This window comes from Acidovorax delafieldii (genome assembly GCF_007993815.1).
GTDB lineage: Bacteria > Pseudomonadota > Gammaproteobacteria > Burkholderiales > Burkholderiaceae_C > Acidovorax > Acidovorax delafieldii.
Window position 1 is genome coordinate 490,059 of record NZ_VJWE01000012.1, and the last position, 20,534, is coordinate 510,592.

The window sequence follows — 20,534 nt, forward strand, 5'->3', positions numbered from 1 at the left end:
GGTCGTCATTCCTTGCGCTCAAAGCCCACATCGGCCAGCCAGTTGGCGCTGGACTCTTCGCGCGTACGGCTGTTTTGCGGGTCCACCGCGTCGTCGGCACTCAGGGCGCTGTAGTCATCGTCGTGTTCGGCGGCATCTTCACCATCGTCCTCGGCATCGCTGTCGCCATGCGACGCTGCAGCCGGAGCCAGGCGCGCGTGCTGTTGCAGGTATTCCAGGCCGGCGGCTACCGTCAGAAAGCGTGCGCCCTGGGGCTCGCGCAACACGGTCTGGGCCAGACTCATTGCCCAGGGCTCCAACGCTACGGCATGGGTCAGGCTGTGCCAGTCGGGCAGCTCGTTCACCGGCAAGCCCAACAGATGCTCCAGTGCAGCCGGTTTGGTAAAGCGAAAGCCCCGGTGAAAGACCACGGCCACCATTTCGGGGGCCAGTTCCATCATCTGCACCAAAAACGCCATCTCGTTGCGCTTTTCGGCCAGGCGCTTGCGCAGAACGTCGTTGCCCTCGGAGTCGGACACCAGGTCGTCCAGCTCGGCCTGGTAGGCCGAGCGCAGGTCATAAAAATAGGGAGAAAGTTTCACAGGGCGGAAGGATGAGAAAGAATGCGTGCGCTGTAGGCCTGCCAGATCTCCTGGGCGGTCTGCAGCGGGTCGTCCAGCAGATTGCGGCGGCGGTTGTCGTCATAGGCCTGGCGGGCGTCGTCGTCAGACAGCACCTCATAGGCCTTTTGCACCTCGGCAAAGCGCTGTGCGGCGTCGGGCGCCGTGTTGCGGTCGGGGTGGTAGAACGAGGCCTTCTGGCGAAAAGCCTTCTTGATGTCCGCCAGCGACGCGTTGGCCGCCAGCCCAAGGGCTGCGTAGTGGTCAGCAGTCATGAAACAGTCAGTCCGTCCGTCAAAGCCAGGGGCGCCATCCAGGACACCCTCTTCAGCACCTGTGCCGGCGCCTGCGCGCGCACATCAACCACCCAGGCTCACAAACACGTTTTGCACGTCGTCGTTCGAATCGATGGCCGCCAGGAAGTTCTCAACCTCCTCCAGCTGCTCAGCCGTGAGGTTGGCGGGGTTCACAGGGTTCTTGGGCTTGTACCCCAGCTTGGCGGACAGCACCGTGAAGCCGTGGGCGGGCAGCGCGCGGCTGACCAGGTCGAGGTCGGTGGGGTCGGTCCAGAAGGTGGTGGTGCCCTCTTCGTCGCCCGCTTCAAAGTCCTGCGCACCGGCCTCGATGGCGGCCAGTTCGGGGTCAGCGTCGGGGGTGGCGGGCTCGGCTTCGATCATGCCGACATGGTTGAAATCCCAGGCCACCGAGCCTGAGGTGCCCAGTTGGCCCTTGCGGAACAGCACGCGCATCTCGGGGGCCGTGCGGTTCACGTTGTCGGTCAGGCATTCAACCATCACGGCCACCTGATGGGGGGCAAAACCTTCGTAGATCACGCGTTCGTAGTTCACCGCGTCCGCGCCGGTGCCCGAGCCCTTCTTGATGGCACGCTCCAGCGTGTCCTTGGGCATGGAGGCCTTGCGAGCCTGCTCCACCACCAGGCGCAGGCGGGCATTGCTGGCCGGGTCGGCACCGCCGCGCGCAGCCACGGTGATTTCCTTGACCAGCTTGCCAAACAGCTTGCCCTTGGCGTCGGCCACCTGTGCCTTGCCTTTTGCTTTCCACTGCGCGCCCATGATGGATCTCTTTTCCTTGATGTGAATGCGGCGCGCTGGGGCGCCGTGTGTGGGAGTTACTGCAGCCATGCAGGAGCCGCCGGGAGGAAAAACGCCTCCCGAACAGCCCCCAGAGGATGGGTGTGCAACTTCCGACCGAACCCTATAGGGTACCACTGACCACTATGGACACTTTCGTTGTCCTTCCGCCACGCTCTCCGCCAGTTGCACGCAGCGGTGCAGTTAACCTCGGCGACATGCGCAAAGCTCCTTCCTTTGACCCCTGCCCGGTGCACTGATGCTCAACACCCTTTGGCTGGGCTTTTTCCTCACGGCGGCCATCGCGGCCCTGGCCCAATGGCTGGTGGGGGGCAACGCCCAGATTTTTGCGGCCATGGTCGAAGCGCTGTTTGCCATGGCCAAACTGTCGGTCGAGGTGATGGTGCTGCTGTTTGGCACCCTCACGCTGTGGCTGGGCTTTTTGCGGATTGCCGAGAGGGCGGGCCTGGTCGATGCCCTGGCCCGGTGGCTGGCCCCACTGTTCTTGCGCCTGATGCCGGGTGTGCCCCGGGGCCACCCTGCTCTGGGCCTGATGACGCTGAACTTTGCCGCCAACGCCCTCGGGCTGGACAACGCGGCCACGCCCATGGGCCTGAAGGCCATGAAGGCCCTGCAGGAGCTGAACCCCGAGCCCGACACCGCCACCAACGCACAGATCCTGTTCCTGGTGCTCAACGCCTCGTCCCTCACGCTGCTGCCGGTGACCATCTTCATGTACCGCATGCAGCAGGGTGCGCCCGACCCGACGCTGGTCTTCCTGCCCATCCTGCTGGCCACGTCTGCCTCCACCCTGGTGGGGCTGCTGAGCGTGGCCGTGGTGCAGCGCCTGCCGCTGTGGAGCCCCGTGGTGCTGGCCTACCTGCTGCCCGTGGCGCTGGTGCTGGGCGGGTTCATGGCGCTGCTGACCACGCTGAGTGCCGCCGCACTGGCATCCCTGTCGTCGCTGCTGGGCAACCTCACGCTGTTTGCGCTGGTCGTGCTGTTTGTGGCGCTGGGCGCGTGGCGCAAGGTGCCGGTGTACGAGGCGTTTATCGAGGGCGCGCGCGAAGGCTTTGACGTAGCCAAGGGTCTGCTGCCCTATCTGGTGGCCATGCTGTGCGCCGTGGGCGTGTTCCGGGCCTCGGGCGCGCTGGGCTACGTGCTGGATGGCATCCGCTGGTGCGTGACCACGCTGGGCGCCGACGCCCGGTTTGTGGACGCGCTGCCCACCGCCCTGGTCAAGCCGTTCTCAGGCAGCGCGGCGCGCGCCATGCTCATCGAGACCATGCAGACCCAGGGCGTAGACAGCTTCGCCGCCCTGGCCGCCGCCACCATCCAGGGCAGCACCGAGACCACGTTTTATGTGCTGGCCGTGTACTTTGGAGCGGTGGGCATCCAACGCGCACGGCACGCCGTGGGCTGCGCGCTGCTGGCCGAGCTGGCGGGCGTGGTGGCCGCCATTGTGGTGTGCTACCGATTTTTTGGATAGTTTTTGCTGGTAGCGCTAGTGCAATATGCCTTGGCAGCTATCAATTAAGTAGCAATCAGAGCATCAACCGCCAGCGGGCCCTGGCGCAGCCACCAGCTCCCACTCAGCCAGCTGCTCGTTGGTGGCAATCAGCCGCCCGACCAGCAGCTTGATGAAGGCCTTGTCAAAGCGCGACTGCAAATCCTCCGACGCCTCGCGCAGCGCAGGGTTGCGCACCTTGAGCACCAGCACCTCGGTCTCGGCCACGGCGGTGGCGGTGCGGATGCGGTTGTCGGGACGCAGGTAGGTCATCTCGCCCAAGGTCACGCCGGGGCCCAGCGTGCTGAGGTTCCAACCCTGGCGGCTGACGGCCACCTGGCCTTCGATGAGGATGCAGAACGAGTCGCCGGGCGTGTTCTCGCGCATCAGCACCGTGCCCTGCTCCAGCCGGCGCCAGCTGCCCAGGCGCATCAGCTCCCACAGCGCCACGTCGTGAAAGTCGGCAAAAAACGGCAGCGCCCGCAGGCGTGCAAAGCGCTCGGCCTCGGTGTCCTGCGACTTCTGGCGGGGCAGGCCCCGGTGCGCCGCCAGCAGCGCCTGGGCAAAGTCGGCCCAGGTGGCAAAGCGGTCGGCGGGCTGCTTGGCCAGCGCACGCAGCAACACCTCGTCCACATGCGCAGGCAACGACGCCCGCAGCAGGCTGGGCCGGGTGGGCGTCTCGTTGCTGATCTTGTAGAGCGTCGCGAAGTCGGTGTCGCCATCAAACGGGCGGCGGCCGGTGAGCAGCTCGTACACCACCACGGCCAGCGAAAACATGTCGCTGTGGTGGGTGAGGTCCTGCTCGCGCACCTGTTCGGGCGACATGTACGAGGGCGACCCCACCAGGCCGGACAGCTGCGTGGCATCGCTGCGCAACGACAGGGCGGCGCCAAAGTCGGTCAGCTTCACATCGCCGCCGCGCGCCAGCATCAGGTTGGCGGGCTTGATGTCGCGGTGCACCAGGCCCTCGCGGTAGGCGTATTCGAGCGCGTTGCAGCACTTGAAGGCAATGTCCAGCACCTGGGGCACGGGCAGCAAGGTGTCGGGCGTTGCAAAGTCGGACAGCGGCTGGCCGTCCACGTATTCGAGCACCAGATAGGGCGGCAGCGCTTCTTCGTCCGCATCCAGCAGGCGCACGATGTTGGGGTGGCGCAGGCGGCCCGACAGCGCGGCCTCGTTGCGCAGCAGCTTGCGGTAGCGCTCGGCCTGCTCGGGCACCTTCAGCAGGTGCGCGTGGGTCTGCTTGATGGCCACCTTGCGGCCCCGGAAGCCGTCGAGCCCCAGGTACACGATGCCACTGGCGCCCCGCCCCAGTTCACGCTCGATGCGGTACTTGCCGATGTTGGCGGGCGGTGCAGAGGTGGCAGTGGCCATGGCGGGCTCCCGGTCAGGGTGGGCAGTTCAGGTGGGGTCAGGCTCCGGCCAGCGCCTGCTCAAAGTCGGCCAGCAGGTCGTCCGCCTCTTCCAGGCCCACCGACAGGCGGATCATGCTGTCGGCAATGCCCATGGTGGCGCGCACGGCGGGGCCGGCCTCCCAAAAGATGGTGTGCGCCACCGGGATGATCAGCGTGCGCGTGTCGGCCAGCCCCGTGGCTTTGATGGGCAACTGCAGGCGGTTGCACACGGCCAGGCACTGGTCGGGGTTGCGCAGCTCGAACGACAGCAGCCACGAGCCCGCCTTGAGGTGCTTGCGCGCAAAGGCGTGCTGCGGGTGCGAGGGCAGCATGGGGTACAGCACGCGCGAGACGGCCGGGTGCGCCTCCAGCCGCTGCGCCAGCGCCAGGGCGGTGGCACTGGTGCGGTCCATGCGCAGCGACAAAGTCTCCGCGCCCAGGGCCAGCTGGTGGGCGGCGTGGGACGACAGCGTGCCGCCCATGTCGCGCAGGCCCTTTTTGCGCAGCTGCTGCAGGCCCCAGCCCTTCGCGTCGCCCTTGCGGTAGGCCGCAAAGATGTTGGGGTAGCCCGACCAGTCGTACAGGCCCGTGTCGGTGATGGCGCCGCCCAGCGCATCGCCCTGCCCGCCAATGCTCTTGGTGAGCGAGTTGACCACCAGCCCCGCGCCCACCGTGGCTGCGCGGAACAGGTAGGGCGATGCCACGGTGTTGTCCACCACGTAGAGCGCGCCATGCGCCTTGCACAGCGCGCCAATGCCTTCCAGGTCGGGGATCTGCGTGCCGGGGTTGGCAATGGTTTCGACAAACACCATGCGGGTGTTGGGGCGCAGCGCGGCAGCCACATTGGCCGCATCGGTCACGTCCACCGTGGTCACTTCAATGCCCAGGTCGGCCAACGTGCCGAACACGCTGTTGGTGTTGCCAAACACGAACTGGCTGGCCACCAGATGGTCGCCCGCCTTGAGCAGGGTGAGGAACACCGCGCAGATGCCCGCCATGCCGGTGGAGAACACGATGGAGCCGTGACCGCGCTCCATCTGCGTGATCTTGGCCTCCAGCGCCGCCGTGGTGGGCGTGCCCTGGCGCGCGTAGTTGAAGCCGCCCTTGGCGGTGCCCTGGAAGACGGCGATCAGGTCCTCGACATTCTCGTAGCCGTACTGCACCGAGGTGTGGATGGGCTTGTGGATGGCCCCGTGCTCGGCGCCGCCCAGGCGGTCGGCATGCACGATCTGGGTGGTGAAACTGTGGTTCTGCGGTGTCGTCATAAAAATCTGCGCTGTTTCTGCGTGGCTACTTACAAGACGGGGCGATCACTACTGGCGCGCCCTGATGCCAGTGCACCCGTGGAACTGGCTTTGCCAGGCCACCGGGTGCGTCCCCCTCCGGGGGAAGGCGCGCAGCGCCTCAGGGGGAGTCATCGCTCCGGTGCGATGTGTTCAGCGTAATCGTACAAGGCGCCCAGAATGTCCTGCGTCCGCTCGTCGTCGGCGGTCTCCGAGAGTTCGTCGATTTCGGTGAACAGCTGCTCTACCGTTCGCGCCCCGCCCTGCCCGTCGAACAGGCAGGCGGCGCGGTGCGCCTCCCAGCGTTCCTGCTCCTCGGGCGACAGCGTCTGCGGAAAGTTGCGCGCCCGGTAGCGCCACAGCAGCTCGGCCAGGCGCGGGTCATCAAAGTTCGCACGCGCCTTGGCCAGTTGGTCGCCGCTCAGGGTGCGCAGGTCGTTCAGCAAGCGCCGGTCGTTGTTGCCCACAAAACCGCCGTACAGGTCCTGGTCCACATCCGGTGCCGGCTCTTGCGGGCGGGCAAACACCGCCGGCCAGATGCCGCTCATGTCGGGCAGCGCGCGCGCCACCTCGGCGTGCTGTGCGGCCTGGGCCAGGTCGATGCCCCAGCGCTGCGCCAGCGCGGGCGTGAGCGTGTTCACATTGCCCACCACCATGGGCGACTTGTTCAGGTGGATGGTCTTGATGGGCAGGCGCGTGACGCCCTCGGGCAGCGCGTCGGCCTTGCTGAACATGCGCAGGCGGATGTCCTCCACATTCAGCGTGGCCAGCTCGCGTGGGTCGTGGGCCAGGTCCCAGGCGATCAGCTCGTTCTTGTTGGTGGGGTGGCTGGCCAGCGGCCACATCACAGCCAGGCAGCCGCGCTCGGTGGGGAACATGCCCGAGACATGCAAAAAAGCCCGCGCCGTGGCCGTGGTGGCGGGCAGGCGCAGTTCGGCGGCCACACGGTCTTTCTTGTGCAGGCTGAGCGCAAAGTCAAACAGCTTGGTGTTGTGCTGGCGAATCAGCCGTGCCAGCGCAATGGTGGCGCGCACGTCCGACAGCGCATCGTGCGCGGCATCGTGCTGCAGGCCGTTGGCCTTGGACAGGTGCTCCAGCTTGAAGCTGGGCGTCACGCCGTCTTCCTTCTTGGGCCAGGTGATGCCGTCGGGCCGCAGCGCATAGGTCATGCGCACCACGTCCAGCAGGTCCCAGCGGCCGCACTGGTTCTGCCACTCGCGCGCATAGGGGTCGATGAGGTTGCGCCAGAACATGAAGCGCGTGATCTCGTCGTCGAACCGGATGGTGTTGTAGCCCACGCCAATGGTGCCGGGCTGGGCGAACTCGGACTCGATGCGCGCGGCAAACTGGTGCTCGGGCACACCCTGCTCCAGGCACTGCTGGGGCGTGATGCCGGTGATGAGGCACGACACCGGGTCGGGCAGATAGTCGTTGGCGGGCTGGCAGTACAGCATCAGCGGCTCGCCGATTTCGTTCAGCTCGGCATCGGTGCGGATGGCCGCGAACTGCGCGGGCCGGTCGCGGCGCGTGTTGGCGCCAAAGGTTTCGTAGTCGTGCCAGAGAAAGGTGTGGGGCGCCATGGTCGGTAGGCTAACAGGGGGCTGCAGGCGGAGGCTCGCGCACGGCGGGCGGGGCGCAAGGCGATAAAGCCGCCACTGTAACCGCATTTTTCAGTGTTTTTGGCCGCAAGCGCTAGTGGAACATGCGCAAGCAGCTATCAAAAACATAGTAAATATATTCACCATACGGACTGATGCACATTCGCCCCCTGTACGCGGGCTGGCACGCGGGACAATGGCGCATGCCCAGTTTCATTGCTTCCCATTGCTCCCTGGGGCGCGCCCCCGCCCTGCCCGTCGCCGCTTCCCACGCCCCCACAGGCGTTGCCGGAGTGGCCCTGGCAGCTGCCCTCGCCCTCGCCCTCGCGGGCTGCGCGTCAGCCCCCAGCCCCACCCCCACACCCGCAGCAAAACCTGTGGCTGCGGCCACACCGCCCACAGCTTCACCCACCACAGCCGCCACACCGCCACAGGCCAGCCCCGATGCCGACCACACGGCCGGCTTTGCCCAATGGCTGAGCAGCTTTTCGGCCCAGGCGCTGGAGGCCGGCATTCGCCCCGCCACTGTGCGCGACGTGCTGGGCAAGGCGCAGTGGCAGCCCCGCGTGGTCGAGCTGGACCGCGCCCAGCCCGAGTTCACCCGCACCCCATGGGCGTACCTCGACAGCGCCGTCTCCCCCCAGCGCATCGCCCAGGGCCAAGCGCAATTGGCGGCGCATGGCGCCGCGCTTCAAGCGGCAGCCGCCCGCTACGGCGTGCCGGCCAGCGTCATCACCGCCATCTGGGGCATGGAGAGCAACTACGGCAGCAACTTTGGCACCTTCCGCACGGTGGATGCACTGGCCACCCTGGCGTATGAAGGCCGCCGCCGCGCCTGGGCGCAGACCGAGCTGCTGGCAGCGCTGCGCATCATCGACCAGGGCGACATCGCCGCCGACCGCATGATCGGATCGTGGGCCGGGGCCATGGGGCACACCCAGTTCCTGCCCTCGGTGTTCCTGGCCTACGCTGTGGATGCCGACGGCGACGGGCACCGCGACATCTGGGGCAGCGTGCCGGATGTGACGGCTTCCACCGCACATTTCCTTGCCCGGTCGGGTTGGAAATCTGGCGAGCCTTGGGGGGCCGAAGTGCAGTTGCCCCCCACGTTCGACCACGCCCGCGCCGACCCCGCCGTGCGCCAGACAATGGCCCAGTGGGAGTCCGAAGGGCTGCGGTCCATCGACGGGGCGCCGCTGCCCGATATGGCCGGGGCCTCCATCGTTACCCCTGCGGGTGCACGGGGCCCGGCGTTTCTGGTGGGCAACAACTTTCGCACCATCCTGCGCTACAACAACTCGGTCAACTACGCGCTGGGCGTGGCGCTGCTGGCGCGGCGGATCGACGGCGGGGGGCCGGTGGCCGCCCCATGGCCCCGCGACATCGAGCCGCTGTCGCGCGCACAACTGCAAGCCCTACAAGAAGCCCTGAACCGCAAAGGCTTTGCCGCAGGCACCCCCGACGGCGTGATGGGCCCCGCCACCCGCGCAGGCCTGCGCGGCTACCAGCGCAGCCTGGGCACAGTGGCCGACGGTTATCCGACGCTGGAACTGCTGCAAAAGCTGCAGGCGCCCTGAAGACTGGCAGACCGGAACACAGATGCGCTGCCCTGTTCACTAAGCGGGTGTGCTGATGAGGAGTCGCCCTCACCAAGGTAGCCCAGGGGTGCCATGCGCTGCAGCCACTGGGTATGGGGAAATGCTTTTCATCCGTTAGGATTTTTGTCAACGCACCATGACTGATCCCAAACTGACCTTCGCGACGCAATCGGAGTGGGATGCCTGGCTGGAGGGCCATGGCAGTACCTCGCCCGGCGTGTGGCTGCGCGTGGCCAAGAAGTCTGCCGAGCAGCCCACCGTCACCTACTCACAAGCACTGGAGAGTGCTCTTTGCCACGGTTGGATTGACGGCCAAAAGCAGTCGGAAGACCAGCACTATTGGCTTCAACGCTTTACACCCAGAACCCCCAAGAGCATCTGGTCCAGGATCAACAGGGAAAAAGCCGAGGCGCTCATCAGTGCCCGCAAAATGCGGCCAGCTGGCCTGGCCGCCATCGAACGGGCCCAGCAGGACGGACGATGGGATGCGGCTTACGCGTCAGCGCGCACGTCTACAGTCCCCGACGACTTGCAACGGGCCCTGAATGCCAACCCCCAAGCCCAGGCGTTTTTTGCAACGCTCAATAGCAAAAACAGGTTTGCCATCTTGTTTCGCATTCAAAGCGTCAAGAAGGCCGAGACACGCGCAAGAAAAATCGCTGAATTTGTTCAGATGCTGAGCAATGGCGAAAGGCTCCACCCCTAGGAGCCGTTGGCCATCTCCCAGGAATGGCAAGCAGGCGCCCGGAGAAACGGGCTGGAGCTCATCTGCACGCACTCAATGGAAATCCCGGCTCCCCTGTAGCGCCTGCCCCATGCGGCCCAGTAGGGGCGTCAGGTCCTTGAAGCGCTGGGCCACCAGGTGGCGCACCACCGCCGTGCTGCCGGGTGGGCCGGCGCTGCATTGCCACACCCCTTCCACCGCCAGCAGCTGTGACCGCAGCAGCGCATTGCGCCACACATCGACCAGGGCGGGCCAGACGATGACGTTGACGGGGCCGGTTTCGTCTTCCAGCGTGACGAACATGGTGCCCTTGGCGGTGCCAGGGCGCTGGCGCACGGTGACGATGCCGCAGGCGCGCACCTTGCGGCCGTGGGCGGCGCTGTGCAGTTGCAGGGCGGTTTGCAGGCGCCAGCGGGCCAGGCGGGGGCGCAACAGGGCCAGGGGGTGGCGGCGCAACGTGAGGCCAGTGGCGGCGTAGTCGAACAGGATTTCTTCGCCCTCGGGCGCCTCGGGCAGTTGCAGCGGGGCCTCGTGCACGGGCACGTCGCGCCACAGGGGCGGCGCGCTGTGCTGGGCGGCGGCGTCCCACATCTGCTGGCGCCGGTGGCCCGACAGGCTGGCCAGGGCGTCGGCGGCGGCCAGGGCTTGCAGGTCTTGCTGGCTCAGTTGGGCGCGCAGGGCCAGGTCTTCGGTGCTGGCAAAGGCGGGACCTGTGGCGCGGGCGTGCAGCAGGCGCCGGGCGGCATCTCCGTGCAGGCTGCCTACCATCCGAAGGCCCAGGCGCACGGCGGGCTGGGGCAGCGGCGGTGCGCCCAGGCCGCGTGCGGGGCGCAGCGGCTCGGGGTTGCCCTCCAGCGTGCAGTCGGTGTCGCTCACGGTCACGTCGATGGGCAGCACGCGCACGCCGTGGCGGCGGGCGTCCTGCACCAGTTGCGAGGCGCTGTAAAAGCCCATGGGCAACGAGTTGAGCAGCGCCGCCAAAAAGCACGCGGGCTCGTGGCACTTGAGCCAGCTGCTGGCATAGGCCAGCAGCGCAAAGCTGTGGGCGTGGCTTTCAGGAAAGCCGTATTCGCCAAAGCCCAGCATCTGCTGGAAGATGCGGTCGGCAAATTCGGCGGGGTAGTCCCTGTCTTTCATGCCTTGTTTGAGAGGCTCTTCAAAGCGATGCACGCCCCCCTTGCGCTTCCAGGCGGCCATGGAGCGGCGCAGGTCGTCGGCCATGCCGGGGGTGAAGCCCGCCGCGATCATGGCGATCTGCATCACCTGCTCCTGGAAGATGGGCACGCCCAGCGTGCGCGCCAGGGCGTCCTCCAGCTCCGGCTTTTCGAGTTGCAGAGGCTCGCCCTTGCGCCGGCGCTCGCGCGCCTGCAGATACGGGTGCACCATGCCCCCCTGGATGGGGCCGGGGCGCACGATGGCGACCTCGACCACCAGGTCGTAGAACTCGCGCGGCTGCAGGCGGGGCAGCATGCTCATCTGGGCGCGGCTTTCGATCTGGAACACGCCCACGGTGTCGGCGGCGCAGATCATGTCGTAGGTGGCAGGGTCTTCGCGCGGGATTTCCTTGAGACCCCAGTGCTCGCCGCGCAGGGCTGCGCGCAGGTTGAGGCAGCGGCGCAGCGCGCTGAGCATGCCCAGGGCCAGCACATCGACCTTGAGCAGGCCCATGTCATCCAGGTCGTCCTTGTCCCACTGGATGACGGAGCGGTCCTTCATGCTGGCGGGCTCCACCGGCACCAGCCGCGTGAGCTTGCCCTGGGTCAGCACAAAGCCGCCCACATGCTGGCTCAGATGGCGCGGAAAGTCCTTCAGGTCGGCAGCCAGCTCCAGCCACAGCCGGGCGATGTGCCGGTGCAGCGACACGCCCACCGCCTGGGCCAGCTCCTGCAGGCGGTCGGTGGCAAAGGTTTCGTCAAACCAGTGGTGGTCTTTGGCAAACGCATCGACCAGGGCGGGCGCCACGCCCAGGGCCTTGCCCACGTCGCGCAGGGCGCTGCGTGTGCGGTAGCAGGTGACCACGGCGGCGATGGCGGCGCGGTCGCGGCCGTATTTGTCGTAGATGTACTGAATGACCTCTTCGCGCCGGTCGTGTTCGAAGTCCACGTCGATGTCGGGCGGCTCGCTGCGCTCCTTGCTGATGAAGCGCTCGAACAGCAGGTGGGACTGCTCGGGGGCCACCGCCGTGATACCCAGCACGTAGCAGACCACCGAGTTCGCCGCCGAGCCCCGGCCCTGGCACAGGATGCCCACGCTGCGCGCAAACCGCACGATGTCGTGCACGGTCAGGAAATACATCTCATACCCGCAGTGCGCGATCAGGTCGAGCTCTTTGCGGATCTGCGCCTGCACGCCCTCGGGCGCGCCCAGCGGGTAATGGCTTCGCACCCCCAGCTCTACCAGCCAGGCCAGTGCCTGGGCAGGTGTCATGCCCTCGGGCACGGTCTCCAGCGGGTAGCGGTACTGGATCTCACTCAGGCTGAAAGTGCAGCGCCCGGCCACGGTGAGCGTGGCCGCCAGCAATTCGGGCGGGTAGATGCCCGCCAGCCGCACGCGCTGGCGCAGGTGGCGCTCGGCGTTGGGCTGCAGCGCAAAGCCGCACTCGGCCACGGTGCAGCCGCGCTTCACGGCGGTGATCACGTCCTGCAGCGGCTTGCGCGAGCGGGCGTGCATGTGCACGTCGCCCGCCGCCACCAGCGGCAGCTGCAGTGCAGCGCCCACGCGCTGCAGCGTGGCCAGCCACAGGCTGTCGTCGGCGGCCTGGTGCAATTCGACCGCCAGCCACACATGCGGAGCCTTTTGAGAGCCTAACTGGCCGGTAGCGCTAGTGATACATGCGCTGATTGCTACAAAATCAGAAGCATCAAAGCGCTGACGGCATGGTGCCAGCAGCAGCTCGCACCCCTGCAGCAAGTGCCAGGGGCTGTCCGCCGCCACACGGTATTGCCCCTTGGGCGCGGCGGCACGGGCGGCGGTGATGAACTCGCACAGGTTGCCCCAGCCCTCGGCATCGCGCGCCAGCGCCACCAGCCGCAGGTCACCCCACAAAAACTCGCTGCCCACGATGAGGTGCAGGCCACATTCCTTGGCCGCCCCCCAGGCACGCACCACGCCGGCCACGGAGCATTCGTCCGTCAGCGCCAGCGCCCGGTAGCCGAGTTGGGCAGCACGCGTGACCAGCTCTTGCGGGTGCGATGCGCCGCGCTGAAAGCTGAAGTTGGACAGGCAGTGCAGCTCGGCATAGCCCGGCAGCTCGCCCGCGCCCGCTGCGGGGCCTGGCACCGCAGTGGCCTGTGAAGGATGTCGGCGCGTCAAACCCATGGACAACCACCCTGCCCGCTCACCCAAAGATTCCGTGCAAGAACCAGCGGTGTGGGCGAGCCACCGCTGGCGTGCCGTCCAGCGCAGGCGCCAGGCGCTCGCGAAACACCCACACCAGTCCCGCAACGTCGTTATGGGCCACAAAGTAGTCGCGCAAGGCCAGGTCTGCGCAGGGGCGTGCTGGGTCCACAGCGTCGTCCATGGCAGACCACCAGCCCGCCTCCAACCGGTGGGGCCCGGCCAGCAAGCGCAACAGGCCGTGGTGGCAGGGGCGGTTGCCCTGCACGGCCAGCTGCCGGGGCGGGTTCAGCAGCCAGGTGGGCAGCAAGGGGGCATCCGGGACGATGCCCTGCGAAGCACCGTCCGCACGCGCGGACACAGGACCGGTGGGTGTCCGCGTGGCTGCATTGCGCGTCGCAGCGGCGGGCATGCCCAGCACTTCAGCGGCCGGTCGCCATTGCTGCATGCGTTCGGGCCGATGGTCGGCCAGCAGCACCGGGGCCACCACGTGGTCGGCCCCCAGGCGGGCAGATAGGCGCTCCAGCAGTTGGTGCAGGGCCTCGCCGGGGGTACCGGCCGGGTCGGTGCTGCCATGGCTTGTGGGGTCACGCCCGCCCACCTCCCCCGGGGGCAGCAGGCTGGCACTGCGGTGCGGCAACGGGGCCGCGTCGAGCAGCCGCAGCGTGATCTGGTTGACCGGCGCGGCCAGCGTGGTGCGCGCCAGGTTTTCGGCCAGCAGGCGCCGCAGGTGCACCAGGTCGTGGGAGGCCTGGGCGGTGCGCACCTGCAGCGCCTGGGTGGGGGGCAGCGCCACACCATCGATGCGCCGCAGGTCGTGGCGCCAGGCCAGCTCCAGCGCCAGCACGCCCTGCTGGCGCGCCTGCAGCCAGGCCTGGAGGACCGTGAGGCTGCGGCTGGCGCTCCACAGCAGTGCGTCAGCCGACGCGGCCAAGGCGGGCAGCTCGGTGGTCAACACAAACTGCTCGGGCAGTTGCAGCCAGGCATGGGCCTCGGGGGCATCGCCCAGGGCCTGGTCCAGCACTTGCAGCACGCCCGCCCCCAGGCGCCGCGCCACGCCCGCGCGCGGCAGCGCCCGCAGCGCCCCCCAGGTGCGGCACCCCATGCGCTCCAGGCTGGCCACATGGGGACGCAGCGCCGTCAGCGTGTGCAAAGGCAGGTTCTCTGCCCTGCCCTCCGGCGGGCAGATGCGCCCTGCCAATGCCATGCGCAGCCTGGCCTGAGCGACCAGAGCGGTGGGGCCTGTGCCCCACACAGTCGGTGCATGGGGCAAAGGAGCTGTGGTCGATCCAAAGGAATGGGCAGGCTCTTCAGCGCTGCGGACGGGTGGGGAGGCGACGCCCTCCCCTTCGCATCGGGCCGACGCATCGGCCCAGGCTTGCAGCACCAGTGACTGCAGCGCATCGCGCCCGCCCCACAGGCGTTCGGTGGTGGACACCTCCAGCAACACCGCCTCGCCATCGGCCAGCGCCACACGCGGCGTGAAGCGCAAGGCCCACCAGCCGGCCGCGGCGTTCAGCACTCCGGTATTTCTATCCGTGCCTGTACCCGCCAAGGCGGCGGCCTCATCGCACCAGGGCAATGGCAGGGCGATCCAGTGCATGCCTGCTCCCTTCTGGCCGGCCTCCGGGTCGGCCTCCTGGCTCGCATACGGCCTGGACTGGGGGCACATGGCGCGCCAACGAACCCGCCAAGGCCCCGGCCACATGGGCGGCTGCAGCCTGGCGCCCCGCCACCTGGGCAATGGCAGCCTCTTGCGCAGCGCGGCGCCGCTCGGCCTGTGCCACCAGCACCTTCGCCAGCTGAGGGTGGCAGCCCGGCAGTTGGAGCGCCTGCGCCAGCGGAGGCCCCCGGCGCTTGAGGATCCGCACCTGCATGCCGGGGGCTGCTGCGGCATCCCCTGGCAAAGCCAGCCCCTGCACCTGCAGCCGCAATTGGGCCGGCGACGCCTGAGACACCTGTGATGCGGGCCCTGGGGCGTCGACCGGACGAAACACCCACAACAATTGTTGCTGCTGGGCCGCCGCCAATTGCAACCGCCGCAAGGCGGCAGGCTGCGCCTGGGGCAGCCAGGCCATGACGGCCACCACGCCCTGGCAGCGCAGCGCCTGCTCGGCCGCCCACAAGGCGACCATGGGGGAGTCGGCATGCACCACACACACCCGCTCTGCCCGCAACCCCTGCGACTGCAGGGCCGGGCCAAAAGGCTCGAACGGCGGCGCCACCAGCACCACGGCCCCGCTCTGCCGGGCCGTGGCCTGCACCAGTGCGGGCAGCACCAGTTGCCATTCGTGCAAGCCCGCCAGGGGCTGCAGCACTTCGCTCAGGGCCCCCACTGGCCAGCCGCCACCCGGCAGCTGGGCATCCAGCGCGGCATGGCCCGAAGGCAATACGCGCTGCGCGCTGGCCCCCAGCGCGTCGGCATGCCACACCCCAGGCACGGGGATGGGCAAATCGGACGCAACCCGCAAAGAGGGGCGTGGCGCAGGCATGGTGGTGGGAGAAGTTGAGGCAACACGAATACTGTAAATATAACCAGTATTTTGCCGAATGGGTGAACCTGGAAGCGAAGACCCACCAAGGACATCGGTATGAGGAGGCCGACGCAGGCCAGGGCTTGTTCACACTATTTTTGCCAATGCGAAGGCCTCCCCCGCCACGCCAATCCAGGCGCGCGACGACGCCGAGGCCTTGGCGGGGTCAATCCGAAAGTCTGCTTACAGCGTACGCATCGCCCAATCGCACCAGTCCGCCACCGCCGCATCGGCGGGCGTGGCACGGTCCGAGAGCTGGGGCCAGCGGCGGTGGCTGGCGTTCAGGATGCTTTGCAGTTGCCAAAGGGCCTCGCGCCCCACCAGGGCGACCTCGGCCATGCCAATGGCGTCGCCTTGCAATTGCGCCAGCAACTCGCCCTGGTGCCGGGGGTGCGAGCCCGCTTCGATCAGGGCTTTTTGCAATGCCATGAGGCGGGAATCGGTAAACGCAAAGGCAGTGCCCGCAGGAGACTTGGCCGCCGTGTCTGGGGGCAAGGCCGCCTTGAGTTGGTCCCAATAGGCAAAGGCTTCGGCCAGCAATTCGATCTGGCGGGGCGCATCGTTACCCAGAGGCATCAAGGCCGATTCGCGGGCCACTTCCTCCTGCAGCAGCGGCAGGATGAACGCCACCAGTGCCGAAGGAAACTTGCGGTGATTGAGCCGCAGCACCAGCGACAGCCGCTGCGCGGGCATGTCGTCGTATTTCTCGTAGAAGGCGGCCACCACTTCGGCCAGTAGCAGGATGCGGCCCATGGGCGTGATGTCCGCCCCCAGCAAGGCGCGCGGATAGCCGCTGCCGTCCATGCGCTCATGGTGCTCCAGCACAGCGACCTCGGCAGCACGTGGATAGGCCTGCGTGTCGCGGATCATGAGCATGGCCGAGATGGGATGGGCCACCAGGTGCTTGCGCCCTACCCCCACCACCTTGTGGTCCGGGTCGTCCCAGGCCGGGTCCATGTGCAGCACCCCCAGGTCATGCAGCAGCGCAGCAGCCGCCACCGTGCTGCAATCGCGTTCGCTCAGCCCGCTTTTGACCGCCAGAAATACCGCCACGGTGGTCATCACCAGACTGTGCTGGAACAGCGTGGGCCGCTGGTCACGCATCACGGTGAGCTTGCAGGCCATGGCAGAAGGCAACGGCAGGGACCTCAGGGGCGCCAGCAACCGGGCACCTGAGCCCAGGGCCTCGGCCAGCATGGCGGGCAGGGTTTCCTGCTCGATCAGCATCTGGCCCAGGGCCAGCAGTGATGGCACGTCCACCGGGTTTTCGATGGACAGATGGCGGTCAATGGGTTCGCGCAGCTTGTGCTGCACCAGGCGGTCGTACAGACGGCTGTCGATGCGCGCGCCCTTCTCCACCAGCTTGATGCCATTGTCGGTGTAGATGGCAGCATCTGCGACCACCGTACGCCGGTCGGCCATGTCGGTCAGCGCACGCAAGTAATGGGGACTGTCAGCGTCCTCGGCATCCGCTGAAAGAAGAATATCGGTCATGCAAGCAACACAAATCGTTACTTCGCACTATAGGGGGTTCTCTTGCGGGGCACTGACTCGCGTGACGCGATACCGACATGCAATCTTGATGCACATCAAGCAGCAGGCGCTGCTACCCGTGCTCGTTTTTTGCCGCATGGCAGAGATCACACGTCCGGATCCCCATGACCAAGACCTGGACCCGCCCGGGCTCGCCGGGGTGACAAAGCCCCTGTCACCCCAATGTCATTGTCCCAAATAGGCGTCAGGGTTTTCATTCAACAATGTCGCCGATAGCCTGCTTTTTGGTGATCCCGGACAGTCAGGCTTGGGTAAACCCTGAAAAGTTCCGCGTTGATTGTTCACAATACTGGAACAGTTAGTTCGCGACCCGGTGGTTTTTCTCTGCACCCCACCGGCGTACAGTTCATCCCATCGATGAGCCGAACCCGCAAGGCGACTCACCGAACCCGGTCCCAGGCAGCTTTCTTTGTTTTTGGCGCTTTGTCCCGGTTTTTTGAGCCGCTTCTTTAACTTCAAGGATTTCCATCATGAACAACACCGCACGTTTCCTGTCTATCGCCGCTGTCGCCGCTTTCGCTTCTTTTGGTGCCCAGGCTGACGAAGCCGATGCTTCGCAGTTCGCCACCAAGTTTGAAACCAACCGCACCCGTGCTGAAGTGGCTGCAGAAGCTGCTACCGTGGCCCAGACCCGCTCGATCGAGCCCGCTGGTTCGCGTGTGGTGACTTACAAGTCCACGGCCGACCGCGCTGCCGTGCGTGCCCAGGCTGCTGAAGCAGTGCGTACCGGCCAGATTTCTTCGGGTGAGCGCGGCTGATTCACCAGGGGCGGCTGAATCTGCCGCCCTGGTTGCGCCGTATCTCTCAGTACCCAAGTCCTCTTTTTAGAATTTTCCGGAGTTTCACCATGAACAAGTCTGTCCGTTTCCTGTCCGTTGCTGCTGTCGCCGCTTTTGCCGCTTTTGGTGCCCACGCTGATGAAGCCGATGCTTCGCAGTTCGCCACCAAGTTCGAAACCAACCGCACCCGTGCTGAAGTGGCTGCCGAAGCTGCTACCGTAGCCCAGACCCGCTCGATCGAGCCCGCTGGTTCGCGTGTGGTGACCTACAAGTCCACGGCTGACCGTGCTGCTGTGCGTGCCCAGGCTGCTGAAGCCCTGCGCACGGGCCAGATCTCTTCGGGCGAAATCGGCAACGCGATGTAATTGCCAAAGGCCCCATGCGGACCGCATGAGGGCTTTGTGAAAAGTGCCAATGCAAAAGGCCGGGGCCCTGTGAGGGGCCCCGGCCTTTTTTGTGATGCCACTCCACTGCAGGGGTGGCTCAAATGCTTATGGGATCAGCTTGACGCCGGTCTTGGCCTGCAGGGCCTCAAAAGTCACGCCGGGAGCCAGCTCCACCACCTTCAGGCCCTGGGGCGTCACGTCCATGACGGCCAGGTCGGTGATGATGCGATCCACCACACCCACGCCCGTGAGGGGCAGCGTGCACTGGGGCAGGATCTTCAGGTCTTCGGTGCCATCCTTCTTGCGCGCCACATGCTCCATGAGCACGATCACGCGCTTGACGCCAGCCACCAGGTCCATCGCGCCACCCATGCCCTTGACCATCTTGCCGGGGATCATCCAGTTGGCCAGGTCGCCCTTTTCGCTGACCTGCATGGCGCCCAAGATCGACAGGTTGATCTTGCCGCCACGGATCATGGCAAACGACTGGTCGCTGCCAAAGATGGACGAGCCCTTGATGGTGGTCACGGTCTGCTTGCCGGCGTTGATCAGGTCGGCATCCACTTCGTCTTCGGTGGGAAACGGGCCGATGCCCAGCATGCCGTTTTCGGACTGCAGCCACACCTCTTTGTCGGCAGGCACAAAGTTGGCCACCAGCGTGGGGATGCCAATGCCCAGGTTCACATAAAAGCCGTCTTCGAGTTCATGGGCGGCACGGGCCGCCATTTGGTCTTGACTCCACGACATAGATACTTCTCCAGCTTGTTCTGTACGGTTGTGCGGCAGCGGCTCAGACGCCCGCTTTTTCGGTGATGGTGCGCTTTTCAATGCGCTTCTCGGGCGTGGCGTTGTGCACGATGCGGTGCACATAGATGCCAGGCAGATGGATTTGGTCAGGCGCAATGGCGCCGGTTTCCACCACCTCTTCCACCTCCACGATGGTGATCTTGCCGGCCGTGGCCGCAGCGGGGTTGAAGTTGCGCGCCGTGAGGCGGAACTGCAGGTTGCCCGACTTGTCGGCACGCCAGGCCTTGACCAGCGACACATCGGGCACCAGAGAACGCTCCATCACATAGGTTTCGCCATCGAACTCGCGCAGTTCCTTGCCCTCGGCCACGATGGTGCCCACGCCGGTCTTGGTGAAAAAGGCCGGGATGCCCGCACCGCCCGCACGCAGCTTTTCGGCCAGCGTGCCCTGGGGGGTGAACTCCAGCTCCAGCTCGCCAGCGAGGTACTGGCGCTCGAACTCCTTGTTCTCGCCCACATACGACGAGATCATTTTCTTGATCTGCCGGGTCTCGAGCAGCTTGCCCAGGCCAAAGCCGTCCACGCCCGCATTGTTGGAGATCACGGTCAGGTTCTTCACGCCTGAACCGCGCAGCGCGTCGATCAAGGCTTCAGGAATGCCACACAGTCCAAAGCCGCCAACAGCCATGAGTTGGCCATCTGCAACCACGCCCTTCAGGGCCTCGGCTGCGGAGGGGAATAACTTGTTCACCACGATCTCCTTATGAATGGGATGCGCTACGATACTACGTACTTAAATAAGTAGTTTTCCGTAAAGATTAGCACTATGGACGTTGATTACCGACTGGCTTTCGACATGGCCCCTGTGGGGCTGGTGCTCTCGCGCAACCGCACCATGGTGGACTGCAACCGCCATGTCTGCGAAATGTTCGGCGCCTCGCGCGAAGTGCTGATCGGCCAGTCGTTCCAGATACTCTATCCCAGCGCCGACGAATATGAGCGGCTTGGCGCGCACATGGAGCCCATCCTGAACGCCAAGGGCCACTATGCGGACAACCGCATCATGAAGCGCGCCAATGGCGAAGTGTTCTGGTGTCACGTGTCTGGCCGCGCACTCAACCGCGATGCCCCGCATGAGTCCGGCATCTGGAGCTTCGAAGATCTGAGTTCGCAGCGCGCCGTGAAGGCGGAGCTGACGGGCCGTGAGCGCGAGGTAGCCGCCCGCCTGCTGGAGGGCCTGACCTCCAAGGAGATCGGTCGGGCACTGGAGATCAGCCACCGCACGGTAGAAATTTACCGCGCGCGCCTCATGCGTAAGTACAACGCCTCCACCGCCGCCGACCTGGTGCACAAGCTGCTGGCAGGCGGCTGAACCTGCCCTCGAAGGACAGCACTACCGCCTTT

The 20,534-nt window shown here is 66.3% G+C and carries 18 protein-coding genes; 6 read left to right on the forward strand and 12 right to left on the reverse strand.

Annotated elements, in window-relative coordinates; translation table 11 throughout:
• Positions 1–5 precede the first annotated feature (5 nt).
• The 3 genes from ATF69_RS11590 to ATF69_RS11600 all read right to left on the reverse strand — a co-directional run bounded on the left by ATF69_RS11590 (position 6) and on the right by ATF69_RS11600 (position 1,672).
• Complete coding sequence (locus ATF69_RS11590; protein WP_056746082.1) at positions 6–581, reverse strand: hypothetical protein; 576 nt, start codon at positions 579–581, stop codon at positions 6–8.
• A complete protein-coding gene (locus tag ATF69_RS11595; protein WP_015014301.1) occupies positions 578–874 on the reverse strand; it encodes a DnaJ domain-containing protein in 297 nt (98 codons plus the stop codon). Before ATF69_RS11595 ends, ATF69_RS11590 begins: the two co-directional genes overlap by 4 nt.
• Before the next feature lie 84 nt (positions 875–958).
• Entirely contained in the window at positions 959–1,672 is a 714-nt protein-coding gene (locus tag ATF69_RS11600; protein ID WP_056062254.1) for a YebC/PmpR family DNA-binding transcriptional regulator, read from the reverse strand.
• A 277-nt stretch (positions 1,673–1,949) separates the two neighbouring features.
• On the opposite strand from ATF69_RS11600, the gene ATF69_RS11605 reads away from it, so the two are divergent.
• Positions 1,950–3,179 carry a nucleoside recognition domain-containing protein gene (locus ATF69_RS11605; protein ID WP_099730105.1) on the forward strand — a complete coding sequence of 410 codons (1,230 nt, stop codon included), beginning with the start codon at positions 1,950–1,952 and terminating at the stop codon, positions 3,177–3,179.
• Between the two features lie 63 nt (positions 3,180–3,242).
• Here the strand turns inward: ATF69_RS11605 and ATF69_RS11610 are convergent, their stop codons facing one another.
• From ATF69_RS11610 to sbcB, 3 genes are all read right to left on the reverse strand, one after another.
• The gene (locus ATF69_RS11610) at positions 3,243–4,571 is read right to left on the reverse strand and encodes a protein kinase domain-containing protein (protein WP_056746086.1); all 1,329 of its coding nucleotides are present in this window, start codon (positions 4,569–4,571) and stop codon (positions 3,243–3,245) included.
• A 37-nt stretch (positions 4,572–4,608) separates the two neighbouring features.
• The gene (locus ATF69_RS11615) at positions 4,609–5,856 is read right to left on the reverse strand and encodes a cystathionine gamma-synthase family protein (protein ID WP_146871040.1); all 1,248 of its coding nucleotides are present in this window, start codon (positions 5,854–5,856) and stop codon (positions 4,609–4,611) included.
• 149 nt (positions 5,857–6,005) lie between these two features.
• The gene (gene sbcB / locus ATF69_RS11620; RefSeq protein WP_146871041.1) at positions 6,006–7,454 is read right to left on the reverse strand and encodes an exodeoxyribonuclease I; all 1,449 of its coding nucleotides are present in this window, start codon (positions 7,452–7,454) and stop codon (positions 6,006–6,008) included.
• A gap of 173 nt (positions 7,455–7,627) precedes the next feature.
• On the opposite strand from sbcB, the gene ATF69_RS11625 reads away from it, so the two are divergent.
• Entirely contained in the window at positions 7,628–9,049 is a 1,422-nt protein-coding gene (locus ATF69_RS11625) for a lytic murein transglycosylase (protein WP_244303711.1), read from the forward strand.
• A gap of 157 nt (positions 9,050–9,206) precedes the next feature.
• On the forward strand, positions 9,207–9,776 hold the full coding sequence (locus ATF69_RS11630) for a YdeI/OmpD-associated family protein (RefSeq protein ID WP_146871042.1): 570 nt from the start codon (positions 9,207–9,209) through the stop codon (positions 9,774–9,776).
• A 72-nt stretch (positions 9,777–9,848) separates the two neighbouring features.
• Here ATF69_RS11630 and ATF69_RS11635 read toward each other — a convergent pair whose 3' ends face one another.
• The 4 genes from ATF69_RS11635 to ATF69_RS11650 form a co-directional block, all read right to left on the reverse strand.
• Complete coding sequence (locus tag ATF69_RS11635; protein WP_146871043.1) at positions 9,849–13,112, reverse strand: error-prone DNA polymerase; 3,264 nt, start codon at positions 13,110–13,112, stop codon at positions 9,849–9,851.
• A gap of 19 nt (positions 13,113–13,131) precedes the next feature.
• Entirely contained in the window at positions 13,132–14,733 is a 1,602-nt protein-coding gene (locus ATF69_RS11640) for a DNA polymerase Y subunit UmuC family protein (protein WP_146871044.1), read from the reverse strand.
• Positions 14,696–15,622, reverse strand: a complete 927-nt coding sequence (imuA, locus tag ATF69_RS11645; RefSeq protein WP_146871045.1) for a translesion DNA synthesis-associated protein ImuA — start codon at positions 15,620–15,622, stop codon at positions 14,696–14,698. Before imuA ends, ATF69_RS11640 begins: the two co-directional genes overlap by 38 nt.
• 225 nt (positions 15,623–15,847) lie before the next feature.
• Positions 15,848–17,158, reverse strand: a complete 1,311-nt coding sequence (locus ATF69_RS11650; protein ID WP_146871046.1) for an HD-GYP domain-containing protein — start codon at positions 17,156–17,158, stop codon at positions 15,848–15,850.
• Positions 17,159–17,688: 530 nt separating this feature from the next.
• Between ATF69_RS11650 and ATF69_RS11655 the strand changes: the two genes are divergently transcribed.
• Both ATF69_RS11655 and ATF69_RS11660 read left to right on the forward strand, forming a co-directional pair.
• Complete coding sequence (locus ATF69_RS11655; protein WP_056746105.1) at positions 17,689–17,976, forward strand: hypothetical protein; 288 nt, start codon at positions 17,689–17,691, stop codon at positions 17,974–17,976.
• 89 nt (positions 17,977–18,065) lie between these two features.
• Positions 18,066–18,362 carry a hypothetical protein gene (locus tag ATF69_RS11660; RefSeq protein WP_056062211.1) on the forward strand — a complete coding sequence of 99 codons (297 nt, stop codon included), beginning with the start codon at positions 18,066–18,068 and terminating at the stop codon, positions 18,360–18,362.
• Between the two features lie 126 nt (positions 18,363–18,488).
• Here ATF69_RS11660 and ATF69_RS11665 read toward each other — a convergent pair whose 3' ends face one another.
• Entirely contained in the window at positions 18,489–19,130 is a 642-nt protein-coding gene (locus ATF69_RS11665) for a CoA transferase subunit B (protein WP_056746107.1), read from the reverse strand.
• Positions 19,131–19,173: 43 nt separating this feature from the next.
• Positions 19,174–19,881 (reverse strand): CoA transferase subunit A, encoded by a 708-nt coding sequence (locus ATF69_RS11670; RefSeq protein ID WP_146871047.1) that lies wholly within the window; start codon positions 19,879–19,881, stop codon positions 19,174–19,176.
• 75 nt (positions 19,882–19,956) lie between these two features.
• Between ATF69_RS11670 and ATF69_RS11675 the strand changes: the two genes are divergently transcribed.
• Positions 19,957–20,502 carry a PAS and helix-turn-helix domain-containing protein gene (locus ATF69_RS11675; protein ID WP_056067748.1) on the forward strand — a complete coding sequence of 182 codons (546 nt, stop codon included), beginning with the start codon at positions 19,957–19,959 and terminating at the stop codon, positions 20,500–20,502.
• Positions 20,503–20,534 lie beyond the last annotated feature (32 nt).